Genomic DNA, 17,355 nt, shown 5'->3' on the forward strand with positions numbered 1-17,355 from the left:
CTTACTATGGTAGCGCTATCAAGAGAAGGGCTTCGGGAACCGGAATGCAGCAGAGCTTGACGGAGAGTTTGCCGGCCGACCAGCAAGGGGGGCAATTCCTCGGGCGCGCGCTCGCGCCCGAAGGGCCCGTGGTCTTGCGGATCGCGGACGACACGCTCTTCGACCTCACCGACGAGGTCGCCACTGTCGCCGGCGCGGTCGCGCGGCGCCATTTCTCGGGCGGCCGGGTCATCGGCCCCGTTTCCGCGGGCCTGCCCGCCGGCTGGACCCTGCTGTCGCCGATCGACCTGCAATGCGTGAAGGCCTGCGGCGTCACCTTCGCCCTCTCGGCGATCGAGCGGGTGATCGAGGAGCGCGCGCGCGGCGATGCGGCGCGCGCGGGCGCGATCCGCGCGACGCTGGAGGAAAAGGTCGGCTCGGCGATCCGCGCCGTCGTTCCGGGCAGCGAGGCGGCGGCGGCGCTCAAGCAGGCGCTGATCGCCGAAGGCATGTGGTCGCAATATCTGGAGGTCGCCATCGGCCCCGATGCCGAGGTCTTCTCCAAATCCCCCGTGCTCTCGACCGTCGGCACCGGCGCGCCGATCGGCGTGCGGTCGGATTCGACCTGGAACAATCCCGAGCCGGAGGTGGTGCTGATCGTCGATCCGCGGGGCGAAATCGCCGGCGCGACCCTCGGCAATGACGTCAATCTGCGCGATTTCGAGGGGCGCTCGGCGCTGCTGCTGTCGAAGGCGAAGGACAATAACGCCTCCTGCGCGATCGGCCCCTTCATCCGCCTGTTCGACGACGGCTTCACCCTCGACGACATACGGAAAACCACCGTCGAACTGTTGGTCGAAGGGCCCGAGGGCTATCGCCTCGAAGGCACCAACGCGATGGCGGAAATCAGCCGCGACCCCGCCGACCTCGTCCGCCAGACGATGAGCGAGCATCATTTCCCCGATGGCTTCGCGCTGTTCTGCGGCACGCTGTTCGCGCCGACGCAGGATCGCGATCAGCCCGGCAAGGGCTTCACCCACAAGGTCGGCGACCGCGTGAGCATCAGCGCCCCGCGCCTCGGCCGCCTGACCAACGGCGTGACCACCTCGCGCGACGCCCCGCCGTGGGAAATAGGCATCGCCGCCTTCATTCGCAATCTCGCCTCGCGCGGACTGATCGACAGGATTTGAACAGCTTATGACTCGGACTTTAGGACATTATATCGGCGGCGAATGGGTGATGGCCGACACCCCGCTCGACAGCCTCAACCCTTCGGACACCGGTGACATCGTCGCCCGTTTCCCCGACGGCGGCGCGGCCGAGGTCGACCGGGCCGTTGCGGCGGCCTCGGACGCCTTCGCGGGCTGGGCCGCCGCCTCGCCCGAGGTGCGCGCCGACCTCCTGCATCGCATCGGCGAGGCGCTGTTCGCCCGGTCGGCCGAGATCGGCGAACTTCTGGCCCGCGAGGAGGGCAAGACCCGCGTCGAAGGCGTCGGCGAAACCCTGCGCGCCGCGCGCATCTTCCGCTATTTCGCGGGCGAGGCGCTGCGCCGCCACGGGATGACGCTCGAATCGACGCGGCCCGGGCTCGACGTGGCGACGTATCGCGAGCCGCTCGGCGTCGTCGGGCTTATCACTCCGTGGAATTTTCCCATCGCGATCCCGGCGTGGAAGGCGGCGCCCGCGCTCGCCTTCGGCAATACGGTGGTGCTCAAGCCCGCGAACATCACTCCGGCCATCGCGACCGCGTTCGCCGAAATCGTCGCAGAGGCCGGCGCGCCGGCGGGCGTGTTCAACCTCGTGCTCGGGCGCGGCGACGTCGGCCGCGCGCTCGTCGACCATGACGATGTCGCCGCGATCAGCTTCACCGGCTCGCAGGCGGTCGGCGCGCAGGTCGGCATGGCGGCGATGGCGAAGCAAAAGCGCGTGCAGATGGAGATGGGGGGCAAGAACCCGCTCGTCGTCCTCGCCGACGCCGATCTCGACAAGGCGGTGGCGATCGCCGCCGACGGCGGATTCTTCCAGACCGGCCAGCGCTGCACCGCGTCGAGCCGCGTGATCGTCGAGGATGCGATCCACGACCGCTTCGTTGCCGCGCTCGCCGAACGTGCCGGGGCGCTCAGGGTCGGCCCGGCGCTCGCCGACGACACGCAGGTCGGCCCCGCGAGCAGCGAGGCGCAACTCGAACAGAATCTTCGCTATGTCGGCATTGCGCGCGACGAGGGCGGCCGCCTCGCGGTCGGCGGTGACCGCGCGTCTGCCTCGACCCCCGGCTATTACATGCAGCCCACCGTCGTCGCCGACACCGCGCCCGACATGCGGATCAACAATGAGGAAGTGTTCGGTCCCGTCGTCTCGACGATCCGCGTCAAGGGTTATGACGAGGCACTCGCCGTCGCCAATCGCGGCGATTTCGGCCTGTCCGCCGGCATCGTCAGCAACAGCGCCAAGCATATCCGCGATTTCCGCAAAAGGGTGCGCGCCGGCATGGTGATGGTCAATCTGCCGACCGCAGGGGTCGATTATCACGTCCCCTTCGGCGGCACCCGTTCGTCGAGCTACGGCCCGCGCGAACAGGGGTTCGCGGCGGTCGAATATTACACCCAGATCAAAACCGTCTATCAGGGGGATTGAGCGGCATGACGGATTTGATGGTCGATGCGCCGCCGTCCGGCGCCCGCTACCCCAGCCTTGCGGGCAAGCGCGTCATCGTCAGCGGCGGCGGCTCCGGGATCGGCGAAGGGATCGTCGAGGGCTTCGCACGGCAGGGCGCCGCGGTCGCTTTCGTCGACATCCAGACCGCGCCGAGCGAGGCGCTCGTCGCGCGGCTCGCCGATGCGTCCATCCCGCCGCGTTTCGCGCCGTGCGACATCACCGACCTGGGCGCCTATGCCGCCTGCCTCGACGCGTTGATCGCGCAGCTCGGCGGCTGCGACATACTCGTCAACAACGCCGGCAACGACGACCGCCACGCCTTCGATGCGGTCACGCCCGCCTATTGGGACGATCGGATGGCGGTCAATCTGCGCCATCAATTCTTCGCGGCGCGGGCGGTGGTGCCGCACATGAAAGCGGCGGGCGGCGGCTCGATCCTCAATCTGGGCTCGATAAGCTGGCACCTCGGGCTCGGCGACCTGATCGTCTATCAGACCGCCAAGGCCGCGATCGAGGGGCTGACGCGCAGCCTCGCGCGCGAGCTGGGGCGCGACAATATCCGCGTCAACGCGATCGTGCCCGGCAATGTCCAGACCGAGCGGCAGCAGCAATGGTATTCGCCGGAGGGCGAGGCGGAAATCGTCGCCGCCCAATGCCTGAACGGCCGCATCCAGCCCGCCGACATCGCCGCGATGGCGCTGTTCCTCGCCTCCGACGAGGGACGCTTCTGCACCGCGCACAATTATTGGGTCGACGCGGGATGGCGGTGATCGAGCCCCCGGTCCGCCGGCTCCTCGACGCCGAATGCCTGCTCGGCGAAGGCCCATGCTGGGATGCGGCGCGCGGCGTCCTCTGGTTCGTGGACATCAAACGCCACCGTCTCTGGCACTACGACCCCGCCACGGGCAGCAACGCCGCGGTGGAGGCGCCCGACCAGATCGGCTGGGCGCTTCCCGCCGAGGACGGGCGCCTGCTCTGCGGCTTGAAGGACGGCCTCCATCTCTTTGATCCCGAAGCGCGAAGCTTCGAAAAGCTCGCGGCCGTCCCCGGCGAGCCAGCCCACAACCGGCTCAACGACGGCTGCACCGACCCCTGGGGTCGCGTCTGGTTCGGTTCGATGGACGACGCGGAAAGCGCGGCGAGCGGGCGTTTTTATCTTTTCGACCGCGGCCGCATCGCGCCCGCCGGTCCCGCAGAGATCGCGATCACCAACGGTCCCGCGGTGAACGGCGACGGCACGAAAATCTATTTCACCGACACGCTCGGCCAGCGGATCATGGTTGCCGATCTCGGCCCCGAAGGCGTCGGTGCGGCGCGACCCTTCGCCGATGTGAAGGCGCATTTCCCGGACGCCTGGCCCGACGGCCCTGTCGTCGACGCCGAAGGCCATGTCTGGACCGGCCTCTACAACGGATGGCATCTCGCGCGCTTCTCGCCCGACGGTGCGCTCGTCCTGACCGTCAGGCTGCCGACACAGAATCTCACAAAGCCCTGTTTCGGCGGGCCGGACCTGCGTACCCTTTTCGTGACGACCGCGCAAAAGGGGCTGACCCCCGATCGGCTTGCCGCCCAGCCCTGGGCGGGCAGCCTGCTCGCCTTCGACGCGCCCGTCGCCGGCGTCGCGACCACCGCGGTGAAGCTTGCATGAGCCGCGCGCTGCTTCTCGCCGTCGCGCTCGTCTCCACCCCGGCCTTTGCCATCCCGGCGCTCGCGCCGATCTGGACCGACCATGCCGTGATCCAGCGCGACCGGCCGATCGTGATCGAGGGCAGCGCGGCGCCGAACGAAACGCTCGCCGTCACCCTCGGCACCGCCAGGCAGACGATCCGCGCCGACGCCGACGGCCGCTTCCGCGCGACCTTTCCGGCCCGCAAGGCAAGCGCCGATCCGGTCGCGCTCCGCGTCGCCGATGACGCGGGCGCGGGCGCGGCGGCGTCCGACCTTCTCGTCGGCGACGTCTGGCTCTGCTCGGGCCAGTCGAACATGGAATTCAGCGTCGACCGCGGTCTCGACGCCTGGAATCGCATCCAGTCGTCGGCCGACCCGCAGCTCCGCCTCGTCACCATCCCCAAATCGACCGCGGCGATCCCGGCGGCCGATTTCGCCGAGCCTGTCGCCTGGGCAGCCGCGGGGCCAAAGACGGTCGGCGCCTTCTCGGCCGCCTGCTTCTATATGGCGCAGGGCCTGCGCCGCGACCTCGGCATTCCGATCGGCGCTATCGCCTCGGACTGGGGCGGGTCGCAGGCGCGTGCCTGGCTTGCGCCCGGTCCGGCGCGGCGGCTCTACGGCGATGCGGACATGGATCTGCTCGCCCTTCATGGCCGCGATCCGGTCGCCGCGGTGACGCGCTTCGCGCCGACGTGGCAGGACTGGTGGCGAAAGGGCAGCGGCGGCCAGGAACCCTGGCGCGACCCCGATGCGCTCGACTGGCACGACGTTCCGCGGATTTCGCCCTGGACCGAATGGACCGGTACCCCGCTTGCCGCCGACGGCATCGGCAATATCTGGCTCCGCCGCACCATCGACCTGACCGCCGAACAGGCGGCAAAGGGCGGCACGCTTTCCATCGGTGTCATCGACGACCTCGACATGAGCTTCGTCAACGGCCACCCGGTCGGCAACAGCTTCGGATGGAGCGAGGAACGCCATTATGGGGTCCCCGCCGCCCTTCTGCGCGCCGGTCGCAACGAAATCCTCGTCGTCGCCAGCAACAGTTGGGGCGCCGGCGGCTTTTCGAGCCCCGCCGACCGCCTGTCCTTCGCGGTGACCGGCGGCGAGACCATTCCGCTCGCGACGGGCTGGCGCTATGCGATCGGCGGCATCCGCGCGATGCCGCCGCGCGCCCCGTGGGACGCCAATGCCGGCATCGGCGTGATGCACAACCGCATGATCGCGCCGATCGGTCCCTTCGCGCTCGCCGGCGCCGCCTGGTATCAGGGTGAGAGCGACGTCGGCATCCCCGGCTATCGCGATCGCCTCGCCGCGCTGTTCGCCGGCTGGCGCGCGCAGTTCGGCGCCGACATGCGGATGCTGATCGTCCAGCTCGCCAATTTCGGCGCTCCCGCCGACAAGCCCGTGGCCTCGGGCTGGGCCGAACTGCGCGAGGATCAGCGGCAGGCCGCGCTTGCCGACCGCGCCGCGGCGCTCGTCACCGCGATCGACCTCGGCGAGCGGATCGACGTCCATCCCGCGAACAAGATCGAGCTCGGCGCGCGCCTCGCGCTCGCCGCCCAGGGCAAGGCGCTGCCGATGCCCGCCGCGGCGCGGCGCGAGGGCGGGGCGGTACGCGTGACCTTCACCGGCATCGAGGGCGGCCTCCACGCATGGAGCGGTGCGCCGCTCGCGCTCGAACTCTGCGCGGAACCGCAGGAAAGCTGCCGCTATGCCGCCGCGACGATCGACGGCGACAGCCTGCTGCTCGCCGGCGACGGCCGCCCGGCGACGCGGGTGCGCTACGCCTGGGCCGACAGCCCGGTCGTCAACCTCTACGATGCGCGGTCGCAGGCGCTGCCCGGCTTCGAACTGGCGATCGCCCCGTGACGCCCGACCGGCGCCACACGCTGGCGCTGCTCGGCGCTGCCGCCGCCGGCCTGATGCTTGGCGGAGCAGGGGAACCGCCCGCTCCCTTCGTCCGCCGCGACGGCCTGGCGCTGCGGCGCGGCGACGCGCCCTACCGCATCGTTGGCGCGAATCTATGGTATGCCGCCTGGCTTGGCGCCGACGCCGACTATGGCGACCGCGCGCGCCTCGGCCGTGAGCTCGACCGGCTACGGGCGCTCGGCGTCGGCAATCTGCGCATCATGGCCTCGGCCGAGGAAGGCCCGCTGAAGCATTCGATCAGGCCCGGCTTCTCGCGCGCCGACGGCAGCGCGAACGAGACCCTGCTCGCCGGGCTTGATTTCGCCATGGCCGAGATCGCGAAGCGCGGCATGACCGCCGTGCTCGTCCTCGGCAATTTCTGGGAATGGTCGGGCGGCTTCTCGACCTGGCTTTACCGTGCCACCGGCCGCTATGTCGACGCGAACGACCCGGCGCACCCCTGGCCCGCCTTCGCCGATTCCTCGGCGGGCTTCTATGCGAATGCTGGCGCGGTGGCGCTCTATCATGCCCATGTCCGGCGCGTCGTCGCACGCCGGAACGGCGTCACCGGCCGCCTTTATGCCGACGACCCCGCGATCCTGAGCTGGCAGCTCGCCAACGAGCCGCGTCCCGGCGGCAGCGACGCGATGATCGCGCGCACCGCCGATGCCTATTACGACTGGATCGAAGCCACCGCGAAGCTGATCCGCGGCCTCGATCCGGGCCATCTCGTCTCGCTGGGGCAGGAGGGGACACAGGCGACGAACGGTGGCGAGGCGATGGTGCTGCGCGCCCACCGCGACGTCGATTATCTGACCGCACACGTCTGGCCGCTCAACTGGGGCTGGGTCGACGGCGGGGATCTCGCCGGAACATGGGATCGCGGCAGCGCGCTGTCCGCGGCCTATGTCGACGCCCACGCTCGCCTCGCCGAAACGCTTGGCAAGCCGCTGGTGATCGAGGAGTTCGGCTTCCCCCGCGACGGCGAGACCTATGCCCCCGGCACGTCGACGACCTGGCGCGACCGCTTCTACGCGATGATCCAGAACCGGGTCGAGGCGTCGTGGCGGGCCGGCGGACCGATCGCGGGCAGCAATTTCTGGGCCTGGAACGGCGAGGCGCGCGCGGCGCATGGCGACCATCGCTTCCGGGATGGCGATCGCGCCTATATGGGCGATCCGCCGCACGAGCCGCAGGGCTGGTACGGATTGTTCGACAGCGACGCGAGCAGTCTCGCCCAGCTCCGCCGCCACGCCGCGCGCGCTGGCGCACGCCATCCGCCTCAATGATTGTGCCGCGGCAGCTTCCTTGACGTCCCGCGATATTTGAGCGCGAAATCCATCACGGCGCCGTCGCCGAGCTGGCCGGTCTTTTCGCGGAACAACTCCTCCCACGGCGTCGCGCTTTCGGGGATCGGCGGCGTGGGTGTCTCGGCCAGCCGCCGTGCGATCTCGCCGGGCTCGACCAGCGCGTCGCACGTCCCGGCGTTCAGGTCGACGCGAATGATATCGCCGGTGCGCAGCCAGGCGAGCCCGCCGCCCGCCGCGCTCTCGGGCGAGACGTTCAGGATCGAGGGGCTGTCCGACGTTCCCGACTGGCGCCCGTCGCCCAGCGTCGGCAGCCACATCTGTCCCTTGCGGATCATCGCGTCGGGCGGCTGCATATTGACGACCTCGGCCGATCCGGGCCAGCCGATCACCCCGGCACCACGGATGACGAGGATGCAGTCGTCGTCGATGGCGAGCGACGGGTCGTTGATCCGGTGGTGATAATCGTCCGATCCGTCGAAGACGATCGCGCGCGCCTCGAACATGCCTTCCTGTCCCGGCCGCGACAGATAGCGCGCGCGAAAGGCGTCGGAGATGACCGAGGTCTTGAGGATCGCGAAATCGAACAGATTGCCCTTCAGCACCAGAAACCCCGCGCGCTCCATCAGCGGGTCGGCGAAGCGGCGGATCATCTCGCGGTCGTGGCTTTCGCACTCCGCCAGATTTTCGGCCATGCTGCGCCCGGTGCAGGTCGGCGCGCCGCCTTCCAGCTTGCCCGCCTGCATCAGCTCCCACATCGCCGCGGGCACGCCGCCGGCGCGGTGGAAGCGCTCGCCCAGATATTTCCCCGCCGGCTGCATGTTGACGAGCAGGGGCAGGTCGTACCCATGCTCTTGCCAGACGTCAGGCTCCAGCTCGACCCCCGCGTGCCGCGCCATGGCGACGATATGCGGCTGCGCGTTCGACGAGCCGCCGATCACGCTGACCGTCGCGATCGCGTTCAGGAACGCCGCGCGGGTCAATATGTGCGACGGGCGCAGATCCTCATGCACCATCTCGACGATCCGGCGCCCGGTGCGATAGGCATATTGGCCGCGTTCGCGATAGGGCGCCGGGATCGCCGCGCAGCCGGTCAGCGACATCCCCAGCGCTTCGGCGACCGCGTTCATCGTCGACGCTGTGCCCATCGAATTGCAATGCCCCGCCGACGGCGCGCTGCTGCACGCGCGGTCGAGGAATTCCTCCTCGTCGATCTCTCCCGCCGCGAGCAGCCGGCGGCTGCGCCAGATCACCGTGCCCGACCCGACCAGTTCGCCCTCGTGCCAGCCGTCGAGCATCGGCCCGCCCGACAGAACGATCGCCGGGATATCGACCGTGCTCGCCGCCATGATCTGGCTCGGCGTCGTCTTGTCGCAACCGGTGGTCAGCACCACGCCGTCGATCGGATAGCCGTTGAGCAGTTCGACGAGCCCCAGATAGAGCAGGTTGCGGTCGATCGCCGCGGTCGGGCGGCGGCAATTTTCGAAGATCGGGTGGACCGGAAATTCGATCGGAATGCCGCCCGCGTCGCGGATGCCGTCGCGCGTGCGCTTCGCCAGGTCAAGGTGGATGCGGTTGCAGGGCGACAGGTCGCTGCCCGACTGTGCGATGCCGATGATCGGCTTGCCCGACCGCAGCTCCTCGGGCGTGATGCCGTAATTCATGAAGCGCTCGAGGTAGAGCGCGGTCATGTCCATCCGCTCCGCATTGTCGAACCAGTCGCGCGATCGCAGCCGGCGCGGCGGTGGAGCTTCGTCGGTCATGCCTCGTCCCGGCCCTCGCGCGTCACCAGGCTCGGCGCCGAATCGGATTCGCGGCGCACCAGCGTGTAGGGCAGGGTCTTCTGCTCATATTTGAAGCGCTCGCCCGCGCGCTTCTTGCGGATGATCGTCGCGATCGTCGACACCGCCCAGGCGGTCATCTCGCGGATCGGCTGGCGCACCGTCGTCAGCTCGGGCCAGATGGTGCTCGCCATCGCCGTATCGTCGAAGCCGCATACGGTGATGTCGTTTGGCACGTCGAGGTGGCGGCGGTGCGCGACCGCGACGGTCGCCGCCGCCATATCGTCGTTCGACGCGAAGATCGCGGTCGGCCGCGGCTTCACGGACAATAGTTTCTCGGCGCCGTCGAGCCCGGAGCGATAGGTGAAGCGCCCCTGCACGATCAGCGCGTCGGGCACCTCGAGCCCGGCATCCTCCATCGCGGCGCGATAGCCGTTCAGGCGGCGCAGGCTCGCGACCTGCTCGGGATTGCCGATGATGAAACCGATGCGCTTGTGTCCCAGGTCGACGATATGCTTCGTCATGTCATAGGCGGCCTGGAAATCGTCGATTGTGACCGACGCCTGCGTTCCCGTCGCCTTGCCGGGACCGACCGCGATCGCGACCGCGCCCAGTTCCGCCACCAGGTCGAGGATGCTCTGGTCGTCGCACAGCGGCGGCGGCAGGATGAAACCCTTGATCCCGCCCTCGGCCAGGTTGCGCATGATCGGCGGCGCGTCGGCCAGGGTCGGACAGCTCTGCACGACCAGATGCACGTCGCCGCGCGTTGCCTCAGTCAGCGCACCCATCAGGAATTCGCTGAGGTAAGAGGCGGACGGGTTGTCGAACAGCAGCGCGACGCGCAACTGCTCGCCGCCCGCCAAGCTCCGCGCGGCGCGGTTCGGCGTATAGTTCAGTTCGGCGATCGCCGCGAGCACCTGCCGCCGCGTTTCCTCGCGCACGCTTTCCTTGTTGTTGATGACCCGGCTCACCGTCATCGGCGAGCAATTGGCGAGCCGTGCGACATCGTTGATCGTCGGCTGGCCCTGATGACGCACGCGGGTCCGGCGCCCGCTGTCCTTGGCATCGCTGTTCATGCCCGGCTCCTAGGCCACGGGCGAAGGTCCCGCAAGCGCCGGGTTATCGCTCCCATCGTTCAGATTCCGGGCGCTTCGGGAAAGGCGAGGGCGCGATAATGGGCGAGGTTGTGCGCGGGCGGCGCCGCGCCTTCGGGCAGCGGCAGGCCGTTCACCGACTGCCAATAGGCGACCGACGCATCGCGCCACCAGCGCGCCTCGCGCTGCTGCACGCGCAGGTCACCGGCGACATCGGCGAAGCGCTCGGCATCGACATGGGCGCGCTGCGCGTCCCACGTCGCCGCCATCGTGTCGACCGCCGCGACCCCGCGGTCGTAGCGGTGGACCAGCTCGGCCCACAGGCTGCGCCCCGATCGCGTCCGCCAGTCCCAGGGCAGATGGTGGAACCACAGCAGAACATCCTCGTCCATCGTCTTGGGATCGCGCCATTTCGCGGCGACCGACGGCACATATTGGGCGAGCGCGTCGCTGCCGCTCGCCGTCCGGTCGAAGCCGATGCCGCCCGCGTCGGCGCGGTGATAATAGCAGGGGTTCCATTCGGGCCGCGGCAAGTCGCACACCCATGGCGCCGGGCCATAATGATGGTTCGTCCCCATCAGATGCGCCAGGCCGAGCGGGGTCATATAGTCGACCACCGCCTGCCGGCTTCCCAGCATCATCGGCACGACGGCTTTCAGGAAAGCGGCATCGCGGCCGAACGTCTGCGCCGCCCATTCGCGCGCGATGTCCGCACTCGTCAGCCCCGGATTCCACGCGAGCCGGCCAAAGGCGTACCAGTTGGCCTGGTCGAAATGCCCGCCGGTCCAGTTGCGGTCCGATCCGATATTGGCGACCCCCGCCATGCCGCCGCCGCGCACCGCATCGGCGACCGTCCCGCCGCGCCCGGTGCCGGCATCGAGCGCCTCCTTCCACAGCGGCGCAAGGAAGGCGAGATGGGTCGAAAAGCCCAGATACTCCTTGGTGATCTGCCCTTCGAACATCAGCCGCGTCTTCGGCATCGCTCCGAACATCGGATGGAAGGGCTCGCGCGGCTGGAAATCCACCGGGCCGTTCTTGACCTGGACGATCACCGTGTCGGCGAAGCGCCCGTCGAGCGGAACGAATTCGGCATAGGCCTGTTTCGCGCGGTCGCTGTCGTCGTCGGCCGAATAGACGAAGGCGCGCCAGATCACGGTACCGCGCGGCCCGAGCGCCGCCGCGAGCATGTTCGCCCCGTCGGCGTGGCTGCGTCCATAGTCCTGCGGCCCCGGTTGGCCTTCCGAATTGGCCTTGACCAGAAAGCCGCCGAAATCGGGGATCGCGGCGTAAATCTCGTCGGCCTTCGCCTTCCACCAGCGCCGCACCCCTGGATCGAGCGGGTCGGCGGTGGCGAGCCCGCCGATGTCGCGCGGCGCGCTGAACCGCGCCGACAGGAAGACGCGGATGCCATAGGGCCGCCACGCGTCGGCGATGCGCTTCAGTCTGGCGATGAAACGCGGCTCCAGGAAGATCGCGGGCGCGTTGACATTGTTCACCGCCACCGCGTCGATCCCGATCGCGGCGTTGGCGCGCGCATAGTCGATCAGCCGCCGGTCGAGATGGTCGGGCAGGCGCCACCAGTCGAAGATCGAGCGCCCGGCATAGCCGCGCTCGACGCTGCCGTCGGCATTGTCCCAATGATCCAGCATCCGCAGCGGCATCGCCGGATGCTCGTCGAGCGCCACCGCCAGCGGATCGCGCCCGAGCGCCAACTCGCGCAGCAGCGCGAAGGCGCCGTAAAGGCAGGCGCGATGGTCGGCGCCCGCGATCACCAGCCTGCGCTTGCCATCGGCATGGATGCGAAACGCCCCGTCACCCCCGCCCCCGGCGCGCGGGCAGTCGAGCCGGATCGCGCCTTTGGTCTGCGCGGGAGCCCCGAGCGACGCCAGCCCGCGCTTGAGTTCCGCCTCGGCCACGGCCAGCATCGGTCCTTCGACCGTGCCCGGCGCTGCCTCGACGCGCGGCGCAAAGGTGCGCAGCCGGGCCAGCGCCTCGCCTTTCAGCGGCGCATAGCGCAGCCACAGCGCATAGCCGTCCTCGGCGCGCGCTGCCTGCACCGGCGACAGCGCCAGCAGCAACAGCATCGCCGCGAGGCGATTGACAACCTCTCTCCCACGCATCATGGTAGCGCTATCAAAAACAGCGGCGCAGTCAAGTCCGCATACATTGGGGAGAGGCGATGACGGGGCGTTTCAAGGCCGTTCTGCTGGCGGCAGCCATGGGTTCGATGCTCGCGGCCGGCGTGTTTGCCGCGCCCGGATTCGCGCAGGACGAAGCGGTCGCGCGTCCGATGGCCGACGCACCCTATTGGGACGCGGCGCTGCCCGTCGAGCAACGCGTCGCCGACCTGCTCGCGCGCATGACGCTCGAAGAAAAGGTCGCGCAGATCGTCACCATCTGGGACGGCAAGAAAAAGGTCCAGGCGGCCGATTTCACCTTCGATCCCGTAAAGGCGTCGGCGGCGTTCCCGAACGGCATCGGCCAGATCGCGCGGCCCTCCGACACCAGCGGCCCGGTCAGCCCGCGGGTCGTCCCCCGCCGCTCGATCGCGGCCAGCGTCGCCTATGTGAACGCCGCGCAGAAATGGGCGCGCGAGCACACCCGCCTCGGCATCCCCATCCTCTTTCACGAGGAATCGCTCCACGGTTTCGCCGCGAAGAACGCGACCGCCTTCCCGCAGGCCATCGGGCTCGCCTCGACCTGGGACCCCGATCTCGTCCGCGACGTCAACGCGCTGATCGCGGGCGAGGTGCGCGCACGCGGCGTGCACCTCACTCTCTCGCCCGTCGTCGACGTCGCGCGCGACCCGCGCTGGGGCCGCATCGAGGAGACGTTCGGCGAGGACCCCTTCCTCGTCGGCGAACTCGGCGTTGCGGCGGTGGAGGGGCTGCAGGGGAAGGGGAGGTCGGCAAAGATCGGCCCCGGCCATGTTCTCGCGACGCTCAAGCACATGACCGGTCACGGTCAGCCCGAAAGCGGCACCAATGTCGGCCCCGCGCCGATCGCCGAGCGCACGCTGCGCGAAATCTTCTTCCCGCCCTTCGAACAGGTGGTGAAGCGCACCGGCATCGACGCGGTGATGGCGAGCTATAACGAGATCGACGGGGTGCCGAGCCACGCGAACCACTGGCTGCTCACCGACGTGCTGCGCGGCGAATGGGGGTATCGGGGCGCGGTGGTCAGCGATTATTATGCGATCGAGGACCTCGCCCGCCTCCACCATATCGCCGCCGACAATGCCAGCGCGGCGCGGATCGCGCTCGAAGCGGGCGTCGACGTCGATCTGCCCGAGGGCGGCGGCTTCGACCATCTGCTCGCGCTGGCGAAGGGCGGCCGGGTGCCGGTGGAGGCGGTCGACGCCGCCGTCGCGCGCCTGCTGACGATGAAGTTCAACGCCGGCCTGTTTGAAAATCCGTGGGCCGACCTTGCCGAGGCGCAGAAATCGAACGGGGCCGAGGGTGTCGCGCTCGCGCGCAAGGCCGCCGAAAAATCGCTCGTCCTGCTCCAGAACGACGGCGTTCTCCCGCTCGCGCTGCCCACGTCGGGAAAGAAGCCGACCATCGCGGTGATCGGCCCTAACGCGGACGTCGCCCGCCTCGGCGGCTATTATGGCGAACCGCGCGCCAGCGTCAGCCCGCTCGCCGGCATCCGCGCGCTCGTCGGCGACCGGGCGACGGTCGTCCACTCGCAGGGCGTCGTCATCACCGAGGATGACGACTGGTGGGCGGACGAGGTGAAGCTCGCCGACCCGGCTGGGAACCGCCGCCGCATCGCCGCCGCGGTCGAGGCCGCGAAAGGCGCCGACACCATCCTCCTCTTCATCGGCGATACCGAACAGACGAGCCGCGAGGGCTGGGCCGACATCCACCTCGGCGATCGTACCGCGCTCGACCTCGTCGGACAGCAGCTCGACCTGTTCCAGGCGCTGAAGGCGCTCGGCAAGCCGGTCGTCGCGGTGCTGGTGAACGGCCGCCCGCCGAGCTATCCGGCGATCGCCGCACAGGCCGACGCGATCCTCGAAACATGGTACGCCGGCGAGCAGCAGGGCAATGCCATCGCCGACGCGCTGTTCGGGCGCATCAATCCCGGCGGCAAGCTGCCCGTCACCGTCGCGCGCAACGTCGGCCAGCTCCCGATCTTCTACAATTACAAGCCGAGCGCGCATCGCGGCTATCTGTTCGACGAAGCGACCCCGCTCTGGCCCTTCGGCTTCGGGCTCAGCTACACGCAGTTCGACCTCGGCGCGCCGGTCCTGTCGCAATCGACGATCCGGCCGGGGGAGGGCGTCACCGTCACCGTCCCGGTCACCAATCGCGGCGGCATGGCCGGCGACGAGGTGGTGCAAATCTATCTGCGCGACGACGTCAGCTCGGTCACCCGCCCGGTCAAGGAGCTCGTCGGCTTCCGGCGCGTGACGCTGAAACCCGGCGAGACGCGGCAGGTCGCGATCCTCATCCGCCCCGACGCCTTCGCGCTGTGGAACGCGGACATGAAGCGCGTCGTCGAACCCGGCAGCTTCACGATCATGGCGGGCGCCAGTTCGGCCGAGGTCAAGGACGCGAAGCTGACGGTGGCGCCGTGAGGCGCCGCGCCGCCCTGCGTCTGCTCGCGGGCGGCAGCCTCGCCGCGCTCGCCCTCGCGCGCGCGCCGGTCGCCGCCGCGCTCGCCCCGCCGCGCTATCGGGATGCCGCCGCGCCCATACCCGCGCGTGTCGCCGACCTGATGGCGCGGATGACCCTGCCCGAAAAGATCGCGCAGATCCGCACCGCCTGGGCCGCGAAGGGCGACATGATCGACGGCCTCGCCTTCGATCGGGCGAAAGCCAGCGCGGCCTTTCCCGACGGCATCGGCCATGTCACCCGCCCGTCGGACAAGCGCGGCGTGCCCGGCATCACCGGCGCCGCGGGCGGCACCGCGGCGCGCTGGCGCACGCCAGACCAGACGATCGATTTCATCAACGCGCTTCAGCGCTGGGCGGTGGAGGACACGCGGCTCGGCATCCCGGTGCTGCTCCACGAGGAATCGCTCCACGGCTATATGGCGACCGAGGCGACGATGTTTCCGCAGGCGATCGCGCTCGCCGGGACGTTCGACACCGACCTGATGCGCCGCGTCCAGTCGGTGATCGCGCGCGAGGTGCGCGCACGCGGCGTCCCGCTCGTCCTCTCGCCCGTCGTCGACATCGTCCGCGACCCGCGCTGGGGCCGGATCGAGGAGTGCTGGGGCGAGGATACGTTCCTCTGCGCCGAAATGGGTGTCGCCGCGGTCGAGGGACTGCAGGGACCGGGCAGGCTCGAGCGGCTCGCCGAGGGCAAGGTTTTCGCGACGCTCAAGCATATGACCGGCCACGGCCAGCCGCAGGGCGGCAACAATGTCGCCCCCGCGCCGATCTCGGAGCGCGAGCTGCGCGAGAATTTCTTCCCGCCCTTCCGCGAGGTCGTCCGCCGCACCTCGGTCGGCGCGGTGATGCCGAGCTATAACGAGATCGACGGGGTGCCGAGCCACGCGAACCGCTGGTTGCTCGGCGACGTGCTGCGCGGCGAATGGGGCTTCGACGGGCTGGTCGTCAGCGACTATGGCGGCGTCCACGAACTCGCGACCCTGCACCATGTCGCCGCCGACGAGGCCGAGGCGGCGCGCCTCGCGCTCGAAGCCGGCGTCGACAGCGAACTGCCCGAGGGCCGCGCCTTCGCGACGCTGGCGGACAGCGTCGCCGCGGGCCGCGTGCCCATCGTGCTGATCGACCGCGCCTGCGCGCGCATCCTGACCTTCAAGTTCCGTGCAGGGCTGTTCGAAAATCCCTATGGCGACAAGGCGAAGGCGCGTGCGATCACCGGCAATGCCGAAGCGCGCGCGCTCGCGCTGGAGGCGGCGCGCAAGTCGCTGTGCCTGCTCGTCAACAGGGACGGCGCGCTGCCGCTCGACCGCCGCACCATGGGCCGCGTCGCGGTCATCGGCCCCAACCACGCCATCGCGCGTCTCGGTGGCTATTCGAGCGTGCCGAAGCAGGCGGTCAGCCTGATCGGGGGCCTGCGCGCCATCGCGCCCGATGCCGATTTCGTCACCGCGCAGGGCGTCTTCATCACCACCAGCGAGGATCGCGCGGCCGATGCGGTCGAACTCGCGCCGCGCGCCCGCAACCTCGAACTGATCGCCGAAGCGGTCGAGGTCGCGCGCGGCGCCGACCGCATCATCCTCGCCATCGGCGACACCGAGCAGACGAGCCGCGAAGGCTTCGCCGCCGATCATCTCGGCGACCGCACCGACATCGACATCGTCGGCGATCAGAACGATCTCGTCGACGCGCTCGCCGCGCTCGGCAAGCCGCTGATCGTCTGCGCGATCAACGGCCGCCCGCCGAGCTGGCCGAACGTCGTCGCGAAAGCCGACGCGCTTCTCGAATGCTGGTATCCGGGGCAGGAGGGCGGCACCGCGATCGCTGAGGCGCTGCTCGGCGACATCAACCCCGGCGCGAGGCTGCCGGTCAGCGTCGTGCGCGATGCCGGCCAGATCCCGCTTTTCTACAACCGCAAGCCAAGCGCGCGCCGCGGCTATCTGTTCGACGACACCGCGCCGCTCTTCCCTTTCGGTCACGGCCTCAGCTACACCCGCTTCTCCATCTCCCAGCCGCATCTGTCGGCCGGCCGCATCGCTCCCGACGGCCAGGTGACCGTCACCGTCGACGTCGCCAATATCGGCGACCGCGCGGGCGACGAGGTCGTCCAGCTCTATGTCGGCCGCACCCAGGCGTCGGTCACCCAGCCGCTGCTCGCGCTCAAGGGTTTCCGCCGCGTGGCGCTCCGCCCCGGTGAGCGGCGGCGCCTGACTTTCACCCTCGGCCCGCGCGAGCTCGCGATCCGGGACGCCGCGATGCGCGAGACGGTCGTGCCCGGCCCGATCGCGGTCGGCGTTGGCGCCAGTTCGGCCGATCTTCGCCGCGCCGGCTTCACCATCGGATAG

The 17,355-nt window shown here is 69.7% G+C and carries 11 protein-coding genes; 8 read left to right on the forward strand and 3 right to left on the reverse strand.

Annotated features, from left to right (window positions below; genetic code table 11):
- Nucleotides 1-44 precede the first annotated feature (44 nt).
- From FHR21_RS10570 to FHR21_RS10595, 6 genes are read left to right on the forward strand one after another with little or no spacing between them, the layout of a single operon-like run.
- Complete coding sequence (locus FHR21_RS10570; protein WP_184098009.1) at nt 45-1,169, forward strand: fumarylacetoacetate hydrolase family protein; 1,125 nt, start codon at nt 45-47, stop codon at nt 1,167-1,169.
- Between the two features lie 7 nt (nt 1,170-1,176).
- Complete coding sequence (locus tag FHR21_RS10575; RefSeq protein WP_184098011.1) at nt 1,177-2,613, forward strand: aldehyde dehydrogenase family protein; 1,437 nt, start codon at nt 1,177-1,179, stop codon at nt 2,611-2,613.
- Nucleotides 2,614-2,618: 5 nt separating this feature from the next.
- Nucleotides 2,619-3,404 (forward strand): D-xylose 1-dehydrogenase, encoded by a 786-nt coding sequence (gene xylB, locus FHR21_RS10580; protein WP_184098013.1) that lies wholly within the window; start codon nt 2,619-2,621, stop codon nt 3,402-3,404.
- A complete protein-coding gene (locus tag FHR21_RS10585; RefSeq protein ID WP_338113131.1) occupies nt 3,401-4,282 on the forward strand; it encodes an SMP-30/gluconolactonase/LRE family protein in 882 nt (293 codons plus the stop codon). The genes xylB and FHR21_RS10585 overlap by 4 nt, the downstream gene beginning before the upstream one ends.
- On the forward strand, nt 4,279-6,174 hold the full coding sequence (locus tag FHR21_RS10590; protein WP_184098017.1) for a sialate O-acetylesterase: 1,896 nt from the start codon (nt 4,279-4,281) through the stop codon (nt 6,172-6,174). The genes FHR21_RS10585 and FHR21_RS10590 overlap by 4 nt, the downstream gene beginning before the upstream one ends.
- Nucleotides 6,171-7,502 carry a glycoside hydrolase 5 family protein gene (locus FHR21_RS10595; RefSeq protein WP_221235127.1) on the forward strand — a complete coding sequence of 444 codons (1,332 nt, stop codon included), beginning with the start codon at nt 6,171-6,173 and terminating at the stop codon, nt 7,500-7,502. The genes FHR21_RS10590 and FHR21_RS10595 overlap by 4 nt, the downstream gene beginning before the upstream one ends.
- On the opposite strand, the gene FHR21_RS10600 is transcribed toward FHR21_RS10595, so the two are convergent.
- Genes FHR21_RS10600 through FHR21_RS10610 form a run of 3 tightly spaced genes read right to left on the reverse strand, consistent with a single transcriptional unit; the run spans nt 7,496 to nt 12,518 of the window.
- Nucleotides 7,496-9,283 carry an IlvD/Edd family dehydratase gene (locus FHR21_RS10600; RefSeq protein WP_184098019.1) on the reverse strand — a complete coding sequence of 596 codons (1,788 nt, stop codon included), beginning with the start codon at nt 9,281-9,283 and terminating at the stop codon, nt 7,496-7,498. The genes FHR21_RS10595 and FHR21_RS10600 overlap by 7 nt on opposite strands.
- Complete coding sequence (locus tag FHR21_RS10605; RefSeq protein WP_184098021.1) at nt 9,280-10,377, reverse strand: LacI family DNA-binding transcriptional regulator; 1,098 nt, start codon at nt 10,375-10,377, stop codon at nt 9,280-9,282. Before FHR21_RS10605 ends, FHR21_RS10600 begins: the two co-directional genes overlap by 4 nt.
- A 59-nt stretch (nt 10,378-10,436) precedes the next feature.
- Nucleotides 10,437-12,518: an alpha-glucuronidase gene (locus FHR21_RS10610; RefSeq protein ID WP_420825277.1), complete on the reverse strand. Its 2,082-nt coding sequence runs from the start codon at nt 12,516-12,518 to the stop codon at nt 10,437-10,439.
- A gap of 56 nt (nt 12,519-12,574) precedes the next feature.
- Here FHR21_RS10610 and FHR21_RS10615 point away from each other — a divergent pair, with 56 nt between their 5' ends.
- Complete coding sequence (locus FHR21_RS10615; protein WP_420825278.1) at nt 12,575-14,977, forward strand: glycoside hydrolase family 3 N-terminal domain-containing protein; 2,403 nt, start codon at nt 12,575-12,577, stop codon at nt 14,975-14,977.
- Nucleotides 14,974-17,355, forward strand: a complete 2,382-nt coding sequence (locus tag FHR21_RS10620; RefSeq protein WP_184098023.1) for a glycoside hydrolase family 3 N-terminal domain-containing protein — start codon at nt 14,974-14,976, stop codon at nt 17,353-17,355. The genes FHR21_RS10615 and FHR21_RS10620 overlap by 4 nt, the downstream gene beginning before the upstream one ends.

Origin of the sequence: Sphingopyxis panaciterrulae, from assembly GCF_014199295.1 — a bacterium.
Lineage (GTDB): Bacteria > Pseudomonadota > Alphaproteobacteria > Sphingomonadales > Sphingomonadaceae > Sphingopyxis > Sphingopyxis panaciterrulae.